The organism is Psychrobacter sp. GTC18467, assembly GCF_055397455.1.
Genome location: NZ_AP038920.1, coordinates 2,182,378 through 2,200,884 on the forward strand (window position 1 = coordinate 2,182,378; position 18,507 = coordinate 2,200,884).

Consider the following 18,507-nt stretch of genomic DNA (forward strand, 5'->3'; position numbering starts at 1 on the left):
ATTTGTTTATAAGTTCCTTAAATTAAGAGTTGCCAGTCATTATGAAAACCCAAGCTAATCAAAAAGACTATCTTAACGAACACATCGACCGTAATCAGTATTTTCAGCGTTCTGTCAATATTTATTCAGACAGCCAAAGCCGAGTTGCTATTCGCAATTTTTATTGCACCGCTTCATATGAGCATATCTTGCTCAATATGATTGAGCATATCAAATCCGGACAAACTGCCTTTACTTGGACCGGGCCTTTTGGCTCTGGTAAATCAAGTTTGGCATTATTTTTACAAGCCTTGGTCAGCGATGACGACAAAACGGTGGCGCTTGCCCAAAAAAAGCTCAGTGATAAAAATAAAAAAGCCATCACTGATTTTTTTCATCCCCAAAAAAAGACGTGGCAGTCGTTAAATTTAACCGGTCAAACCGTAGCTCCTGAAGCGCTTTTTAAAGACGCGTTAAAGCTTGAGGCAAACTGCAGCACAAATGATATTTTAGCGGCTTTAAAAGGTATGGTCAGTGAAGATCAGCACCTATTTATATTTATTGATGAGCTTGGAAAAGTGTTTGATGGCGCGGCCAAGAGTCATCGCCCTGAGGACATTTATTTTCTTCAGCAGCTGGCTGAATTTGTTAACAGAACTGATGGCAAGATTATCTTAGTAGGGATGCTTCATCAGTCGTTCACAGCTTATGCGCGTCAAGCAACAGCAAAGACGCATAACGAGTGGATGAAGATTCAAGGTCGATTTGTAGACTTTGCCATTACCTTATCTATTGAAGAGCAAGTTTATCTTATTGGTCAAGTGATTAATATCAGTGGCGAGCGTCTAGAGCATCAAAAAAACGGGGCTGAAGTTGCAGCCCAAACTCAAGCTATTGTAGATAATATTGCCAATTTTAGACAAATTGATGCCAAAGCATTGACTGCGCTACTGCAAGATGTGTTTCCGCTGCATCCTTTAGTGGCTATCTTATTATGTAAGCTTTCGCAAAAAAACTTTGGTCAAAATCAGCGCAGCATCTTCTCATTTTTAATGTCATCTGAGCCGCATGGTTTTGGCTATTACTTAAAAAATACCACGATTGACGATTTTTCATTATTTAAGCCGTATCAGTTTTGGGACTATTTAGACAGTAACTTAAGTAGTGCTATTATTGCTTCAGAATACAGTAAGCAGTGGCTATTATCGCAAACAGCGGTCAATCGCTATGAGGGGGCGGGAGATGATCTTGCAATCAAGCTTATCAAAATCATCTCGCTGATCAGTATTTTTGCTGACGGTACAGGTGTTCATGCCAGCCCTGATCTTCTTATGTCACTTTTACAGATAGATCAAAAGCAGCTTGCAAGCTTAATTCAGTCTTCAGAGTCAGCGTCAGTAATTTTTTATAGCAAATTTAAACAATCGTATTTGCTAAGCGAAGGCAGCGACTTTAATTTAAATGATGCCATAAAGGAGCAAATTCAGGATTTAGAGGCGCTACCCTTTGAGCAATTAGAACAATTTGAGCCTATTGTTGCAAAAAAACACTATCAAATCACTGGTAGCTTGCGCTGGATGCAAGTTAAATTGCTTCCGGTTTCAGACAATTTAAATGATGTGCTTGAGCAGTTGCAACAGCAAATAGACGCCTCTTTGGTTGGCTTTTTTTGCTTGTTGGTGCCGACTAATGATGAAGAGGCGACAACAGCACAAAAGGTTTGCTATGAAATAGTTAATAAAGATAATTTTAGCAACCTCGTTGTTGCTGTTTTAGACAGTCACTCTGCCATCATCGATATGCTAAAAGATAAGATTGCGCTGCGAAATATATTGAAAAGTGAAGAGCGTCTTCTTAATGATAAAATTGCTCGGCAAGAAACCGAAGGGCGATTGGTTGAAGTTGAAGATGCGCTAAATAGAGCGCTTGATAAAAGCCTGAACACCTCAACATGGTTTGGTCAAGATCTACAAGCGGCAGGCGAGCGTCTTAATCGCTTTAGACTCTCAGCGCTTGTATCTACGATTGCTGATCGGCATGTTCCTCTAAACTTTGTTTGTAATAATGAGTTGGTCAATCGTACTAAGCCATCACCAAGTGCTAAAGGGGCGATTCGCGAGCTTCTTAAGCGAATGATTGAATGCGGGGATGAGGCAGGACTTGGTATAGAAAAGTTCCCACCAGAAAAAGGTGTTTATGAGTCAGTTATTGCAAAAAATGGCTTACACCGCAGCGATGATCACGGCAATTATTATTTCGCTCGGCCAACTGATGGGTATTTAAAGTCTTTGTGGGAGTGCGCAGATCGCCTTATTGCAAAAAGTGAAGGCAATTTGGTAACGGCTAGGCAGATATATGATGCCTGGCAAGCCGCGCCTTATGGCGTAAAAGCAGGTCTTCATGAGATTTTGTACATCGCTTATATCTTGTCACGTTATAGCGATTTGGCAAACTATATCAATGGTGAATATAAGCCTTCAGTTCAGTATTTGCTGGCTGAGTACCTAATTAAAGTTCCAGAAGATGTCGGGATACGTGAAGTCTCATTTTTAGAGGGCGCTCAGTCTTGGATTTATCTATTAAAATCGCGTTTGCAGGCGGAGTTTGGAGCGCGCCTGCCAGCTCATATTAGTGATGAGCCATTACCTATTGCTCAAGCCTTAATTGGCGTATTTTTTGGTATGCATCCTTATGTTCAGCGTACCAATGATTTGACGGTCAAAACAAAACAGCTTCGTAATATCTTAAAGCAAGCTAATGATCCTAATCAGCTTTTATTTGATGATTTGCCCAAGTTTTTTAACGCAAATGATAATGACGAGGATAAAGTCGAAAAAATCATAGCGGCGCTACAAGAGCTTGATAAAGTCTATCCAGACTTGGTAGTTGATATCAATATAAAATTGCAGCGTCATTTGAAGGTTGATGAGGAAGGGGTAAGTCCTTATCTTGAAATCAATCAGCGCGCTAAGGCTTTGTTTGGTAAATCAGGTGATTATCTATTAGATGCTTTTATTGCAAGACTGGTGCAGTATGATGGCTCAATGAATGACACAGGCAGTTTAATTAGCCTGTTAGCCGGCAACAAGCCTGCCAAAAAGTGGATTGACCAAGATATCATAAAAGCCAAACAGCGACTTGCAACTTATGGCTTTCAATTTTTAGAAACCGAGGTTAACGCTGATATCAATGCCGATGCAAACAGACAAAAAGTAGGCGTGATTACCAAGATGCCAAATACCACTAAAACTTTGGTTAAAGAGGCGCACATAACTTCTCGCAATGCAACCTTGGTACAAGAGCAAGCCCGAATTATCTTAGAAAACTTAAGTTATGATTCACTTGATACCAATGATAAAGTCGCGGTTATTGCTCAGCTACTGCAAAACTTGCAAGAAGATGAGGCGATTAAAGAGGAGTCTTAAATGTCAGCAATAAAACATGTCTTAGGAATATCAGGGGGTAAGGACAGCGCAGCGTTAGCCATTTATATGCGTGACAATTATCCTGAGCTTGATATTGAGTATTTTTTTACAGATACCGGCAAAGAGCTTGATGAGGTTTATGACTATCTGTCTTATTTAGAAGGCTATTTAGGTAAATCAATTCAGTATATTAATCCTGATCGAGATTTTGACTTTTGGTTAACTCAGCACAATAATTATTTGCCTTCACCACAGGCGCGTTGGTGTACCATCAAGATGAAACTCAAGCCCTTTCAAGATTGGGTTCAAGGGTTTTTAAATGACGGTTATGAGGTGCATTCATACGTTGCTATTCGCGCTGATGAGCCGTATCGAACGGGTTATGACTCTAACGATGATAAGCTTGTGATTAAGCTGCCCTTTAGAGAAGACGGTGTGGATAAGCCAGGAGTGATGGATATTTTAGAAAATTCAGGCGTAGGATTGCCTTCATACTATGAGTGGCGAACGCGAAGTGGCTGCACGTTTTGCTTTTTTCAGCGCAAAATAGAATGGGTTGGGCTGCTTGAGCGTCATCCTAAGGCCTTTAAAGAGGCGATGGCTTATGAAAAAGAGGCGCTTGCCAATCAAACGCCTTTTACATGGTCAGAGCGCGAATCACTAGAAGAGCTTAGCCGCCCTGAGCGTATCGCCGAAATTAAAGCAGATCATGACAAACGAATTGCAAAAATGAAAAAGCGGATTAAGATTAATCCGCTTCGACCTGACGGTGAGCCTGAATTAGATATGGATGATATCTATGGTCAGGGTAAAGTTTGCGTCATGTGTCATAAGTGACGTTAATTCATATTAACAATAGGGGCGTTAGTTGAGCCAAGAGATCAGCTCGTCCCAAGCTAAACCATACAAATGCCCTGAGCGCTTCACAATCCAATCTGCATCCCAGCGAGCTTCCATTTTGCTCAAAGCCACGAGATTTGGCATATAGCTTTGGGCGTCGATAACATCTTTGGTACTATTACGAAGTTCAAAATTTTGCTTAACTTGGGCTTCTATCAAAATATCATTGGCCTCTGCTTCTGTCCGAGCACCAACAGCACGATAAAGCACGCGTTTTTCATTCCAAACCCGATTGCTTAGTGATGAATTTAGTTTTGAGGAAACTAATATCAAATTGCCTAACGTATGAACTAAAGCGCCTTTCGCATAAATCTCTTCATCCCAACCGCTGCTGTACGTTTGAGGGGCAACATGCTCTAGCGATAAGTTGCGTTCATCATTATACATATCGGCCGTCAAGCATGAGTTTAGCGCCTCTTTGCCTTTGATCAATAAGCCGTGATTGTTAGGGTCTTCGATAGTGTTGTGGTGGGCCGCTAGCAATAAAAACTTAGCGACTTTTTTATTGGTATTGTAAATAGGCAAATCAACAGACTTTTTAATAAAGTCTTTTTTGTTCTCTAGCTGACCTTTACGATTTGGATCAGTTAATCGCGACTTCATCTCTTTTTTAAATAAATGAACATCAATGATATTGTCACGCAGCTGCTGTCTTGACATAGGAAGCAGTCCTGAGGGCATATTAAGCGTACCTAGAAGCTCGCGATACTGATTGTCGATACCTCCGGTGCCAGTTCTTGACGCTCGCCATAATACGCTAAATGCAACAATTATCTTAAGAGCCTCTTCAAAATCGTTTAATCGTAATCGTTTTTCATCGATCGATTCGGCATTAACGATTTGAGTGAAAAAGTTGATTAATATAGGAATCACAATCGTATGATTTAAATCACTTAAAAACGTTAGGCATAGCTTTGAGGTGCTAGACAGCTCTAAATTGCCAATAAATTTGTGAATGTCATTAAAATTAGTAGCGTCCCAAAAGTAATTTCTAAAATTAGCCGCATCGCGCATGGTTTGAATGAATCTCAATTTCTCTTTTTCAGAATGAGTATTTTTTTGAGCGCTTTCAAATCCCAATTTTAAGGCTGATCGCTGATCGGCAAGCCGGCGCGGCACTTTTTTGCCCTCATAAGCCCCAAAGAAATCTATCAAAAGTGACATCGTTTCTTTTTGTAAGTCTTTGCCTGCAGAAAACTGGCTAAGATAACTTGAAATCTCATCCATAAGGACTTTTTCTTCTGAGGTTTCATAGTTTTCTAATTCTACTGAACCGACAACGCGCGGCTTAAACGTTTCAAACGCGGTTAATGGCTCGCCTGTCGTATTTAGTGACTCAAAAATAGTGAACGCGTAATCCTCATTTTTACCTTGAACGACGGTGACGACCACTCGGCTTAAAACGTAATTAGCATAAAACATGAGCAAAGACAGCTCATCAAATTGCTTTCGATATTCATCTTTGATGTCTTTGATGCTATCAACCGGGGCGATGTGGTTGAGCAATCCTAGCTGAAGTGTTTTTGACTCATAAAGCTCATCATTGGTCGGAACTTCTTGAATTTCCTCATCATTACTTTTTCCAAGTTTACCCAGTAAGCTTTTAAGTTGGTTAAACCGATCAACCAAGGCTTCTTCGCCTTCAATGTTCTTATCTGAGCGTTTTGCAGGTTTAAATGGACTAGGAACATAATCAACGCTTTCAATTTGCTCGATATAGGTATTGATTAAATGGGCGATTGATGAGTTGTATTTGCGCTTTTTTGTGGTTTTAGACCACTGATCATCTAACGATCGGATCATTCGAGGATAAAGCGGCGTTTCGCCATAAGGGTATTTTTCATAAAAGGTATTTGCTAAGGCATTAATGACTTGTCTGGTTTGACCGTCAAGCCATTCAAACGCATTGCGAAAATTTTGTAGCTCGTCTTCTTTTTCGTCGCCAAAATCTAAGCTGTTTTGTACTTCATCGACTATGGTTCTTTCAATTTTAGTTTTATATTTGATGTATTTTTGATGAACGACAGAGATTTCATTATGCAATGCCATACAAAGCAATAATAGCGTGGTCATTCGCTGCTGACCGTCGATGACTGTCAGTACTTTACTTGGAACGTCTTGTCTGACAATAGGCTGAACAGTGACATGTTTGTGATCGTGAATCGTAATCACCGTTCCTAAAAATGTGAAACTGTCTTCAGAATCTAAAAGTAATTTAAAGCCATGGCTTATATCTTCAATCAGTCTATTAACTTTTTCTTTATCCCAACTATAGGGGCGCTGATAAGAGGGGATATATAATCCAAGTCCTCGGTCGGTTAATAACTCTGATACCGGTTTAGTAATGGCTTCAAATATATTTTTTGGATCGGCAGACATTTTAATCCTTAGTGATTGATAGGGTACTATTGTTTCTTAATGGAGATTATCCAAAACTTTTGCTATTTACTTGTGTTCAGTTTATCTTGGTATACTAACCTGAAAATAGTAAATAATCTACTTTGCACTATAGCTGTTCACTGAGTTTTATATGGGATTAAGTTTTAAAGATTTGCAGTTAAAAACCGTTTACCGAACCGGCGAAGATAATTTATTTAGCGATTTTTATCGACCCCTACTGTCTGAAACAATACGTTATGATAGGGCAGTAGGCTTTTTTTCCTCTGAGATTTTATCTTGTAATTTAAAAGGGTTAAGCCAATTGGTTCGTAATGATGGCCGAATGCGCCTGATTATTGGTGAGCCGTTAGGTAAAGAAGAGTATGAAGCTATAGTGCATGAAAAGGCTGAGAACAGTCAAAAAGCGGCTGATTATTATATAGATAAGCTTTTAGATATGATTGACGGCATAGAAAATCATGCCGGAAGGATACAAATACTTGCATATTTGGTGGCATCTAATCGCCTCGAAATCAAGTTTGCCATACGCCCAAAGGGTATGTTTCATGAAAAAATTGGCATTGCTTATGATGATTATGATAACTGCGTCGTCTTTCAAGGCTCTGCAAATGAGACACCATCAGCGCTTTTTGAGCATTTAAATGCTGAGTCTATCAGTGTTTATAAAAGCTGGCAGGAGTCGGTATTTTTAGATTATGGTCAGCATTATCTAAAGGCTTTTAATCAGCTTTGGGAGGGCAATAGCGCAGGCACGATTGTATTAGATGTCGTATCCAAACAGTATGAGCGTATTGCCAATTACGTTTATAGTCAACTTCGCAGAAAAAAAAGCAATCGTTTGGACTTTGAAAAAATTTTGCAGCAGCTAGATGATGGCTTAGACGACGGTACTGTTGCTTCAGCCGGCAGTTATTATCCCAAAGTTCCTGAGTATTTGGGAGTCAATAAATTTGATATTCGGCCGCATCAGCGCCAAGCGCTAATCAGCTGGCGCGCCAATAGCTTTGTAGGGATTTTAAAGCACGCTACAGGTTCAGGTAAAACCATTACCGCCATTTATGCGCTAACTAAAATATTTGAAGCAAAAATAAAACAAGATCAGCCGCTAATCGCGATGATCAGCGTGCCTTATATTGATTTGGCTAAGCAGTGGGTAAAAGAATTAAAGGCTTTTAATATCACGCCTATCGAGTGCTTTGACAGTCGATCTAAATGGGAGCGCGCGCTTGAAAGAAATTTGCAGCTTATTGAGCTTGGGAGCTCTAAATTTATTTGCATTTTAGTAGTCAATAAAACGCTATGCTCTGATCATTTTCAAAAGGCAATAAGTGGCATCAATCCAAAAAGCTTAATGTTTATAGGAGATGAGTGCCATCGGCACGGCGCAAGTCAAACCCGAGCACTACTGCCTGATGCCAGCTTTAAAATCGGTTTGTCAGCGACACCATTTAACGACGACGATGAGGTGCTAGAAAACCCTTTTGGCAATGATGCTATGGAAAATATCCTCGGCTATTATCAAGCTATAGTCGATGAATATAGCTTAGAAGACGCCATCATTGATGATGTATTGACGCCTTATGACTACCATATTATTCCGGTTTATTTAACTGAAAATGAGCAAGAAGAGTACGATGAGATTTCTGAAGCGATCAGAGGCATCATGATCAGCTCAGGTAAGCGACTGTCTAAAGAAAGCCTTGAAAGGGTGATCAGCTTAAGCGCTAAAAGAAGCCGATTGTTAGGTGGCGCTGAAAATAAACTGTTTAAATTAAAAGATATCACATCTCAGGTCAACGAAGATGACCGCAAACTGTCACTGTTTTATGTTGGTGAAGGAAGAGATGCTGAAGATAACGTAATTATTGATAAAGTAACAGCAACTCTAAGATCGAATGATTGGAAGACGGCTCAGTTCATCGGTAAAACGTCGAAAAAAGACCGAGATGAGCTTATGAGCTTGTTTAAGCAAGAGCGAATAGATGCTTTAGTAGCTATGAAAGTTCTCGATGAAGGTATTGATGTTCCTGCCTGCAAAACGGCTTATATTTTAGCCAGTACCAAAAACCCTCGGCAATATGTTCAGCGGCGTGGAAGGGTATTAAGAAAATTCCCTGATAAAGACAAAGCGACAATTTATGACTTTGTGGTTTTGCCTTGTCCTCACGTAAGGTCGGAATTTGCAAAAAAGCTTTATGAATCGGAGCTTGAACGGATAAGAGATTTTTCTTTATTAGCCACAAATAAAGTTGCAATTGAATCACAAATTCATGAAATGGAGATTTAACATGTCTGATTTAGATATTAGAAGACTGTTTGAAGAAGCAAGTAAGATGGCAGATTTAGGTCTTGAGTCACCTTTAAGACAACTGACTCGAAAAATACTCAATGAAGAGCGGATGTATCTTTATTCTGATCAAAAACCTGCCCAACGTAAAAAAAACATCAAATTGTTTATTGAAGAGGCTAGACAGTCGGGCAGTTTTAAAAAATAGGTCAAAAAAAAGAGGTCAAAAAAGTTAAGGAAGTCGAGGTATAAATGAAAATTATTTCATTAACGTTAAAAAATTTTAGACAGTTTTATGGCGAGCAAAAAATAGAATTTTCTACTGATAAAGACAAAAATATTACGCTCATTCATGCAGAAAATGGGGTGGGAAAAACAGCATTATTAAATGCCATAAAATGGTGCTTATTTGAACAAACGACCAAAAACTTTAGTCAAAAAGACAATTTAATCAATCATTACGCCAAAGATAATGCCGAGGATAGCTATTACGTCGCTCTTGAGTTTGAAGAAAATGACAGTATTTTTTATTGCGAGCGCGGCTATAACCGGATCAATAAAACGTATTTTAAAATGAGCCGAGAGGATCATCGCAGAGGTATTATGCCTATTGATGATCCAGATTTGTTTATCAACTCCATTATGCCAAAAGAGATGTCGGAATATTTTTTCTTTCAAGGCGAAGGCGTAGATAGCTTGACTAAGTTTAAGGATGGTCAGAACTTTGAGGTCAAAAGGGCGATTCAAGATGTTTTAGGCTTTAAAACTGCAAAGCAGGCTATAAAAGATCTTGATGATATCAAAAAGGACTACCGAAAAGAGATTGCATCTCGCAATAAAGACCCTGAGCTTGCAAAATTGCATCGAGAGATATCAGAACTTGAACAAGAAAGGACTAAAAAGGCAGATCGCCACGCTGCTTGTATTGAAAATATAACTAATTTGAATAGTCATATAAGTGGCATTGATGCAAAGCTTGCAAACAGCGACAGCGCCGTCATTAAAAAAAATCATCAAGATCGGGTCAATCTTGATAAAAAAATCCAACTGTTAAATTCAGAAATTGACAGAAAAGAGAAAGAAAAAGTTAGATTAATCAGTGGCTATGGCGCTCATGTATTTGCTAAAAAACTTGCTTCACAAGCGCTAGATTTTATTAACGAAGAAGAGTTTAAAGGGACGATTCCGGCGCCTTATAATGAAAATTTAGTAAGACAGATTCTTGAGCAGCACGAATGTATCTGCGGCGCTCCTATTAATGATCACTCTGAAGCTTATAACAATATTAGTAAGTTACTTAAAAACGCGGCAGATCCTGATCAAGGTAATAGAGTCATCCGAGCTCGCGAGACGCTAAAATCTATCCAAACTAAAAATGAAGACTCTAAAGATAGGTTACTAAGTAACCGGCAAGACTTATTTAGACTCAAAAATGAGTTGGAAGAAACCAAAAAAGAGCTTGAACAAGTTTCTTTAAAAATGATCGAAGTTAATATCGATGAGATATCGAGTTTAGAAAAACAGCGAAACCATTATCAAAAAGAAAAAGACAGTGAGCACAGATTGCAAGGAAACCTTGAAGCCAATCTTGAAAGGTTGCAACCACTTATTGAATCTAGGCAGTCGCGAATAAACCAACTACGAGCGGAATCTACGGGTATTGACATTTATCAAGAATCGCTTGATATATTATCAGAGGTTGAAGGTTTACTACAGGACACCCTTGCCAACGCTGAAAAAAGCTCTTTTAGTGAACTATCAAGGTTAATTAACCAAACGCTTGATAAGTACGTTAGACAAGATTTTAAGGCCAAAATTGATAAAGACAGCTTCAATATCCGCCTAATTGACAATCAGCAAAGAAGCGTTGCCATGAGTGATGGTCAGCAGCTACTGCTAAGCCTTACCTTTATTTCAAGCTTGATTGAGCTGGCAGCGAGCCGCAAAAATGCCCAAGGCGAAATCCTAACGCCGGGTGTCATTGCGCCATTTGTCATTGATGCCCCGTTTGGTGTTTTGGACAACACTTATAAAGGCAATATGGCAAAATCTATCCCGGAGTCTGTCGAGCAAGTCGTCTTTTTGCTGTCGTCAAGTCACTGGGAGGGGACAGTGGAAGAAAATATTCGCAGCAAAGTTGGCAAGGAATACAACCTCGTCGCTGAGGTGAACGGAGCTCAAGGCAGTAAAGAGTTGAACCCCATCTGTATTAAAGGCAGAAAAATAGATACGGTTCGCTATAAGTGCGATATAGACAGAACGGTCATCGAGGAGGTCAAAGTATGATAAGTGGGTTAAATAAAATCGATTGGCGCGGGTTAAATGTTAACCGTGATAGAAAACATGAAAATCTGATTAAGACGCTGGTCGAAAATAAAGACACTGCAATATTTAGGTTTAATAAGGACTTGATGGTATTTGCTGCCATGATTGGCCATGCTGCGAATAAACGTTTGGCGCTATCGAGCGATAGAATCCCTATCACCCTAGGAACTTATCACAGTACCGAAGATGATGGGTTTATCTATCTTTTGGCATTGATGGAAAACAAAAATGCAACTTGCCTTAAAGATCCAAATCTGGCGGCTTCTATCAAGATTTTTGAGGAATACTGCAATGGCGGATTGGATTTGATTCAAGACTGGTTCAGAAGCAATCCTACGGACAGCTCGCGTGTTGAAACGATAGAGAACAAACTCTGGGAGTATCTGTATCAGCAAGAATCGTCAACGACGCAGATTAATAACAGCAGCCTTGAGGTTGAGTTTTAAACTTTGTTTTAGGTAATAAAAAACGAAGGCTCAGACCTTCGTTTTTTTATGGGATGATGCTAAGCGTTTGGGACATTGTAGGAGCAGGGATGAGGAGGGAAATAGCAAAGCACTGCTTTGCTCCTTTGCTGTCGAAAATCTATGATTTTCTTTCAGACGATGAGGGTTGAAGAGTGCGTCCTATGTTGTCGTTTTTAGAAAATTCTATTTAAAGGATTTTCCCTTGCGAAGCTAAAATTGCAAAGATTTTAACGCCTGCGCGAGCATAGCTCTTGCCTTGCGCTTCGGGTGAGTGTTTCCCAAACATTCACTAATCCTCGCTCACCCTTAGAAATAGGGAGTGTTTCAGATCTTCTCAACTGGTGAGACAACAGCTCACATGCTGTCTTAATCCCTTAGAAATCAGGGAACGTTTCAGACGCTTTAACTTTTGTACCTCGTATTGAGGTGCCTGGTCTTAATCCCTTAGAAATCAGGGAACGTTTCAGACACTTTTTATCTTGACCGCTGCCCGACCAAACACCGTCTTAATCCCTTAGAAATCAGGGAACGTTTCAGACCGTACAATAAGATTACCTCGCGTTATTCTGATTGTCTTAATCCCTTAGAAATCAGGGAACGTTTCAGACAATGAAAAATGAAAAGTATAAAGACGATGACTTGTCTTAATCCCTTAGAAATCAGGGAACGTTTCAGACGCAAGGGGTTCTGAAAATCGTAGTATATTTGCGGGTCTTAATCCCTTAGAAATCAGGGAACGTTTCAGACGGACTCCGTGGGGTAAGTGGTGAGTGGGTAGCTGTCTTAATCCCTTAGAAATCAGGGAACGTTTCAGACCAATGCAAAGCGGATGAACCGTGTTAACGCTTCGTCTTAATCCCTTAGAAATCAGGGAACGTTTCAGACTTAACCCTTCTTTCACTTCTTGTACTCTGTGTATGTCTTAATCCCTTAGAAATCAGGGAACGTTTCAGACCACGAGCATCGTAAGATTCTAAAGCAACGTTATGTCTTAATCCCTTAGAAATCAGGGAACGTTTCAGACCATACGAGCCTTCACCTTGAAGGGTCTATCGGTTTGTCTTAATCCCTTAGAAATCAGGGAACGTTTCAGACGCTCAAAGAGAATAAGACCTGGAATAACAACCAGTCTTAATCCCTTAGAAATCAGGGAACGTTTCAGACAGCCCTTTGATTGGCCTGGAGGAGTTCTCTAAGTCTTAATCCCTTAGAAATCAGGGAACGTTTCAGACTTAGTATTTTTCAGTTTTGCTGCTATCTTTTCTGGTCTTAATCCCTTAGAAATCAGGGAACGTTTCAGACAAAAGCGTGTATATAGTTCATCTTAACGGTGAATGTCTTAATCCCTTAGAAATCAGGGAACGTTTCAGACCTCTAAGTTTCGTTTACAATACCCAGGCTATGAAGTCTTAATCCCTTAGAAATCAGGGAACGTTTCAGACGGACTCCGTGGGGTAAGTGGTGAGTGGGTAGCTGTCTTAATCCCTTAGAAATCAGGGAACGTTTCAGACCACATGGTAAACCGTGCTACAAAAGCGTCGTTGTCTTAATCCCTTAGAAATCAGGGAACGTTTCAGACAGTCAAGTTTTGGTAGAGGGTTCTGGGGGTCAGTCTTAATCCCTTAGAAATCAGGGAACGTTTCAGACCAACACGCCGCGTACTGAACAAGTAAATCGAAAGTCTTAATCCCTTAGAAATCAGGGAACGTTTCAGACTTGGGTCAATCACTACAAAGGCATGTCTTCTAGTGGTCTTAATCCCTTAGAAATCAGGGAACGTTTCAGACTGATGAAATCCTAGGTAAAGAATGTGTACATATGTCTTAATCCCTTAGAAATCAGGGAACGTTTCAGACAACTTAACGTTAAAACACCTTTAGAAGGCGAACAGTCTTAATCCCTTAGAAATCAGGGAACGTTTCAGACGGCACGACTATACCCTGTCCGCCATGATAGGCGTCTTAATCCCTTAGAAATCAGGGAACGTTTCAGACCCTTTCAAACCTCCATCTTTATACTTCTAAAACGTCTTAATCCCTTAGAAATCAGGGAACGTTTCAGACTTATTACAAGCTGTTACCTAAGAGTATATCTAAGGTCTTAATCCCTTAGAAATCAGGGAACGTTTCAGACGAATTAAATTGGTTAGAAGCATATAAAGCTAAAGAGTCTTAATCCCTTAGAAATCAGGGAACGTTTCAGACGGCGTGGCGGCAGGTTGCGCGCAGCCCTCTAATGTCTTAATCCCTTAGAAATCAGGGAACGTTTCAGACTTCTGCGGGCGCGCTGGGTTCCGGTATCTTTGGGTCTTAATCCCTTAGAAATCAGGGAACGTTTCAGACTAGCTTGGCATTATCCAAGGAGTTTAGCTCCAAGTCTTAATCCCTTAGAAATCAGGGAACGTTTCAGACCCGGGCTTCTGTGAAGTTCAGCCTGATGGTTCTGTCTTAATCCCTTAGAAATCAGGGAACGTTTCAGACACATCTGAGGCTGTACAACTAGCTCGTAAACTTAAGTCTTAATCCCTTAGAAATCAGGGAACGTTTCAGACTTTGCTCATGAGTGAGCCCCAAGCTTTCATAAAGTCTTAATCCCTTAGAAATCAGGGAACGTTTCAGACAAACATGCTCAATGATGTAGCAGATGCAGCGTCGTCTTAATCCCTTAGAAATCAGGGAACGTTTCAGACCTTTGAAAAAACATACACCCTAAAGGATTTCAAGTCTTAATCCCTTAGAAATCAGGGAACGTTTCAGACTGTGGCGCGATTTTTAATGTTAATAAAATCAATAGCTTACGATTGAATTTTTTACCAACAAAAATCGATTTAAAAGTTGCTGTTTTTTTGACCACTTTTTTATTCAAAATTGCTCAAAAAATAGCCAATTTGCCGTCTGAAATGTTAAATAATGACCGCCAGTCTCATCGAATAGCGTCTGAAACGCCCTGATGTCAGGGGTAGCTTTTGGCTACAGACTTATCTTAATCGAAATCTGTAGCGCAAACAACCGCTATTTGCAAAGCCATATCATATAGCCCCAAAAGCTACAAAAATTAATCAGTGCAGTGCTGCCGCCAGACTTTGTAGCTGCATGGTATTGCCATTTTTTATCATAAATATGCGCTGATGGTCGTCAAGGTCGCACTCATGTAGGTTTTGGTCTTTGTACTGCTTTGCTTGCAGCGCTTTAACGTCCAAAGATTTAAGCATTTTGCTGCTGCCTGACTCAAGGTATACCGCCAAGTCATCAAGGCGCTCATTTATCAGCCGTAAGGTGGTCACGTCGGCTTTTTTGCAGCTGTCAATAAACTCATCTGTGATGATGATTTGCGGTGAGGGGCTATTCCAAACGCGGGCTTGGTACAGTTTGGGCTTGGCATCTGCCCAAATCAGCTCGCCCCATTCAGACAGCATCGTCTCAGCCCCGCTGCCAAAGCGCCAAATTTCAGGAATTGCGGCAACATCGACTCCTAAATGGTCTAAGTTTGGGTTTGCAAGGCGGCGCATGGCGGTAAGATTGTTTTTAATAATGTCCTCAGCGTTTAGCTGATACGGCAGCTTTGGGATATAGAGTAGTGCCTCACTGCCCTCAAATAAGTAATAGGTCTGGTCGGCAAATACGGTTGCTAACGCCTGCAAAAAGCCGTTAATGCCCTTAAAGCCACCGGTGAGGTTAAAGTTGACCTGATAGCCACTGGCTTTATGGCCCTCAATGATGTCAACAAGGTGGCGCGTCAGCTCCGATAAGGCGCAGCGAAAGCCATCAAGGTTGGCAGTATTGAGCCCTGAAGCAGTCAGGATTTGAGTTTGATAGCCTTGGCAGTTAAGCCAGTCTTGAATCATGGTAGCGGTTGCTTGCCCAAGCTTGGTATCGGTGGCAACGAGGTAGCACTGCTGCTGAGGGTCATTTTTAGCGCTTGGATTGTCCGCTTGCCACGCCAAAAAGCCGTTCAATTCAGCGCTCATTCTGCGGACGGTGGCAGTATCAGCGCTGATCACATCTTTGCAGCGCTCATCAAGATGGCGTGATAGCGTTGCCGCGTCCCCTGCATTGATAGTGGCAAACATTTTATCGGTGGTGTTGGCGTTACGGTTGATAAGGCTTCGTAGCGTCTGGTCAACGCCATTGGTAATAAGGCTCGTGCCGCAAGTCATAAAGGTGATGGTAGGCATAACGGTAATCCTGAAGAATATGAGAAGTGATTATGGCTAATTTTATAGATTTTTGTCTTTTAAGAATGTTTTAGGTTAAAAAAGTACTACCGCAAATGTAAAAAAGTCGCCAAGAGTATTGGCGACTTAGCTACTGCTTTGAAATATCAATCGTTAATGACGTCTGTAATCTACTTATTTTGTAAAGCTAATAGACGGTCAATCCAAGCTTTTTGCGCTGGTTTTTTGATTTTGGCAGGGTTTTTAACCTGACTTGCATAATGGATTTTAGCAATCGCAAGGAGCTTAACGGCGCTGTTAGCATCAAAATCAGCTTCAAGTCTATCAAGCCAGCTTTCAATAGCTTTGCTAAACTTCGTTTTGGCAACATCGTTGTTGTCCTCCCACTTTTCAGCATTAATAAGGGTCAGCAGTTCAGCTTCGGTGGCAGAGCCTGCCTTGCTTATTTTTTCAGCTTGTTGCTGTTCTTGCTTGTTGGACTTTATCTTATTTAGATGCTGATCTAACAGACTATCTTGAATATCAAAATAGCCAAATCCTGAGGCAGTTTTGCTACCAAGACCTTGGTCGCTAAGTAAGCGAGTTAAGATGTTTTTAGCAAGTTGAGCCCAAGCGTGAACGCCCTCAATGACAAAATAAAAGCTGCCTTGAATAGCGACTTGCAAGCTTGGAGTAGGGCTTTCAGTGTCATCAGCGGTAAGTTCATTACCACTATAGTAGTCTTGATGATGGACAGTGACCACATCTTTGGCAAACGGTTTAGCAATCGGTGTGTCAGGAATCCACCACGCATCATGCCAAATCAGATAGCCTGCCTCAGGGTTTTCATCGTCGTCACTACCAAACAAGACTTCAATGACGGCAGCATCTAGCCCAATAGTTTGGGCATAGTGACGTGCTGCTCCTTTAATCGCTGACCCTGCCAGTAGCGGCATGCCATAAGTATGATGGGTTGCCGCTCCAGTCTCAAGCGTGCCGCCGAGTGGCAGCCCTGTAAGGAGTCGACCATTGATAGTCGCGCTTAACGTTGCAAAATTAGGATTGTCATTGTCTGGGTTGTCATTGGTCACATCAAGCCAGCGCTCAAAAGCAAGGCGGTACAACTCATCACTTTTGACAGCAGCGATGGTGGCGAGCAGCGTCTGCTTGCAGGGTTTGTCGCCTTCTTCCCAAACTGGAAGTGCGCGCTGAATGAGTAGCCCTGCGTGAGCGGTGCTGATGTTTCCTGATACTAGCGTGTTTAGGTTATCGCGCATAAGCTTCATAGCAGTCTCCTTAATCTTGAGGATTGGCAGGCTTGCTCTCAAGCATGGCTTGGGTGTAGCGCTTAAGCCACGAGGTTGCCTCTAGCGCATTTCGGGTCAATCGCTGATAGTCGCTTAGTTCTGAAGCTAAAATGTCAGCGTGCATTTTTTTAACAGTATCTGTGCCTTGATATTCCAAAAGCTGAGCAACATGCTCAAGCATGGTTTGGTGCTCGTCTTTGCCTTTTGCCATCAAAAATCCGACAGCTTGCGCAAGTCCCGATTGCATAATCATTGTTGGGAAAGTAAGAGCAAGCGTTCGGTATTTTGCCTCAACAGGACGACCTTTAATGGCGCTGACCATTGGGTAGGCAAGGCTTGCATATTTTTGTGTCCGAATCATTACTGCCTCCTTAAGCGTTTTGGTTGTCAGCAGTTAACACAAATCGGCACAAGCCGCGACCAACGGTGTGTTTGCCGCCCACTTGAATCATCAGCTCATTTTGCGGCAAAAGTTTTGACAGCGCATCGGCGCTTTGACGGCTGTTGTCTTTGGCATCGCTAATGCCCAAAATACCCCACAAAACAGCTTCGGCAGGCAAGTTTTCTTCTGACCAAAGTGCCCCTTGTTTGACCGTCCGCGTTTTTTCGTCAATGCGAATTCGCGTTCGAACCTCAGTGGCGGTGTCTGCTAAGAATGAAAAAATGTTGTCAGGTAAGACAATAAAGCGTGAGCTGAACTCAGACTGCCAAGCCTCAGCGTTAAGGGCGCTGTTTGGATAAAGCTGATTAGCAATGACCGTTGCCCAAGCGTCGACATCGGCCGTCACGTCTGCTTGAATATCTAAGTCTTCAAGCGCAACTTTACTACCACTAATAATCAGCTTGCTATCTTTGACTAAGCCCGCACGGTCGGTGATATTAGGAATGGTAGTGGTCAGCTGCAAGTCGCGAGCATAATGGCGCAAAATAAAAGGACAAGTCGCAAAAGCAACCGTTCCTGAAAAAGAGCGAATCGGCAGAATTAACAAATGCGCATCGCCAAAAGCCAAAGCGCCGGCGTGGCTGACCTCGATAGTGTTGTCAGGGCCAAATAAAGTGTTGATTTGCTTTGGTTCAAGTCCTAACTTGGCAGGCTCATCACGCAAAACGCCTTTGATAGCAGAGCCGGCAACAATAGGTAAATTGGTGGCTTTAGCACGCGCGATAGGTAAATCGACCACGCCAACGCCTTGACCTGTACCAACGTGAAGTGCCGATAGAGCGTGCAGATGAAAAATTCGAGAAAGCATATTGAGTCCTTATA

Annotated in this window: 11 protein-coding genes and 1 CRISPR repeat array; of the genes, 6 read left to right on the plus strand and 5 right to left on the minus strand. The window is 41.4% G+C overall.

Translation table 11 applies throughout. The features are described 5' to 3' along the window. The first annotated feature begins 41 nt into the window (after positions 1-41). Positions 42-3,404 carry a hypothetical protein gene (locus tag ACZ5XY_RS09750; RefSeq protein WP_464741180.1) on the plus strand — a complete coding sequence of 1,121 codons (3,363 nt, stop codon included), beginning with the start codon at positions 42-44 and terminating at the stop codon, positions 3,402-3,404. Continuing rightward, complete coding sequence (locus tag ACZ5XY_RS09755; RefSeq protein ID WP_464741182.1) at positions 3,405-4,241, plus strand: phosphoadenosine phosphosulfate reductase domain-containing protein; 837 nt, start codon at positions 3,405-3,407, stop codon at positions 4,239-4,241. Positions 4,242-4,268: 27 nt separating this feature from the next. On the opposite strand, the gene ACZ5XY_RS09760 is transcribed toward ACZ5XY_RS09755, so the two are convergent. Continuing rightward, the gene (locus ACZ5XY_RS09760; RefSeq protein WP_464741184.1) at positions 4,269-6,683 is read right to left on the minus strand and encodes a DUF262 domain-containing protein; all 2,415 of its coding nucleotides are present in this window, start codon (positions 6,681-6,683) and stop codon (positions 4,269-4,271) included. A gap of 151 nt (positions 6,684-6,834) precedes the next feature. Here ACZ5XY_RS09760 and ACZ5XY_RS09765 point away from each other — a divergent pair, with 151 nt between their 5' ends. The 4 genes from ACZ5XY_RS09765 to ACZ5XY_RS09780 are packed head-to-tail and all read left to right on the plus strand — an operon-like array spanning position 6,835 to position 11,762. Next, the gene (locus tag ACZ5XY_RS09765; protein WP_464741186.1) at positions 6,835-8,991 is read left to right on the plus strand and encodes a DEAD/DEAH box helicase family protein; all 2,157 of its coding nucleotides are present in this window, start codon (positions 6,835-6,837) and stop codon (positions 8,989-8,991) included. Position 8,992: 1 nt separating this feature from the next. After that, the gene (locus ACZ5XY_RS09770; protein ID WP_464741188.1) at positions 8,993-9,199 is read left to right on the plus strand and encodes a hypothetical protein; all 207 of its coding nucleotides are present in this window, start codon (positions 8,993-8,995) and stop codon (positions 9,197-9,199) included. Between the two features lie 44 nt (positions 9,200-9,243). Beyond that, complete coding sequence (locus ACZ5XY_RS09775; RefSeq protein ID WP_464741190.1) at positions 9,244-11,277, plus strand: AAA family ATPase; 2,034 nt, start codon at positions 9,244-9,246, stop codon at positions 11,275-11,277. After that, positions 11,274-11,762 (plus strand): DNA phosphorothioation-associated protein 4, encoded by a 489-nt coding sequence (locus ACZ5XY_RS09780; protein ID WP_464741192.1) that lies wholly within the window; start codon positions 11,274-11,276, stop codon positions 11,760-11,762. The genes ACZ5XY_RS09775 and ACZ5XY_RS09780 overlap by 4 nt, the downstream gene beginning before the upstream one ends. A 384-nt stretch (positions 11,763-12,146) precedes the next feature. Beyond that, a CRISPR array of direct repeats spans positions 12,147-14,541; the repeat unit is 36 nt; unit sequence GTCTTAATCCCTTAGAAATCAGGGAACGTTTCAGAC. 300 nt (positions 14,542-14,841) lie between these two features. Here ACZ5XY_RS09780 and ACZ5XY_RS09785 read toward each other — a convergent pair. The 4 genes from ACZ5XY_RS09785 to cmr4 all read right to left on the minus strand — a co-directional run bounded on the left by ACZ5XY_RS09785 (position 14,842) and on the right by cmr4 (position 18,493). Next, complete coding sequence (locus ACZ5XY_RS09785; RefSeq protein ID WP_464741194.1) at positions 14,842-15,957, minus strand: putative CRISPR-associated protein; 1,116 nt, start codon at positions 15,955-15,957, stop codon at positions 14,842-14,844. 170 nt (positions 15,958-16,127) lie between these two features. Beyond that, complete coding sequence (gene cmr6, locus ACZ5XY_RS09790) at positions 16,128-17,222, minus strand: type III-B CRISPR module RAMP protein Cmr6 (RefSeq protein ID WP_464741196.1); 1,095 nt, start codon at positions 17,220-17,222, stop codon at positions 16,128-16,130. A 10-nt stretch (positions 17,223-17,232) separates the two neighbouring features. Next, positions 17,233-17,604, minus strand: coding sequence for a type III-B CRISPR module-associated protein Cmr5 (cmr5, locus tag ACZ5XY_RS09795; protein WP_464741198.1), 372 nt, complete (start codon positions 17,602-17,604; stop codon positions 17,233-17,235). Between the two features lie 10 nt (positions 17,605-17,614). Then, positions 17,615-18,493, minus strand: coding sequence for a type III-B CRISPR module RAMP protein Cmr4 (gene cmr4, locus ACZ5XY_RS09800; RefSeq protein ID WP_464741200.1), 879 nt, complete (start codon positions 18,491-18,493; stop codon positions 17,615-17,617). Positions 18,494-18,507 lie beyond the last annotated feature (14 nt).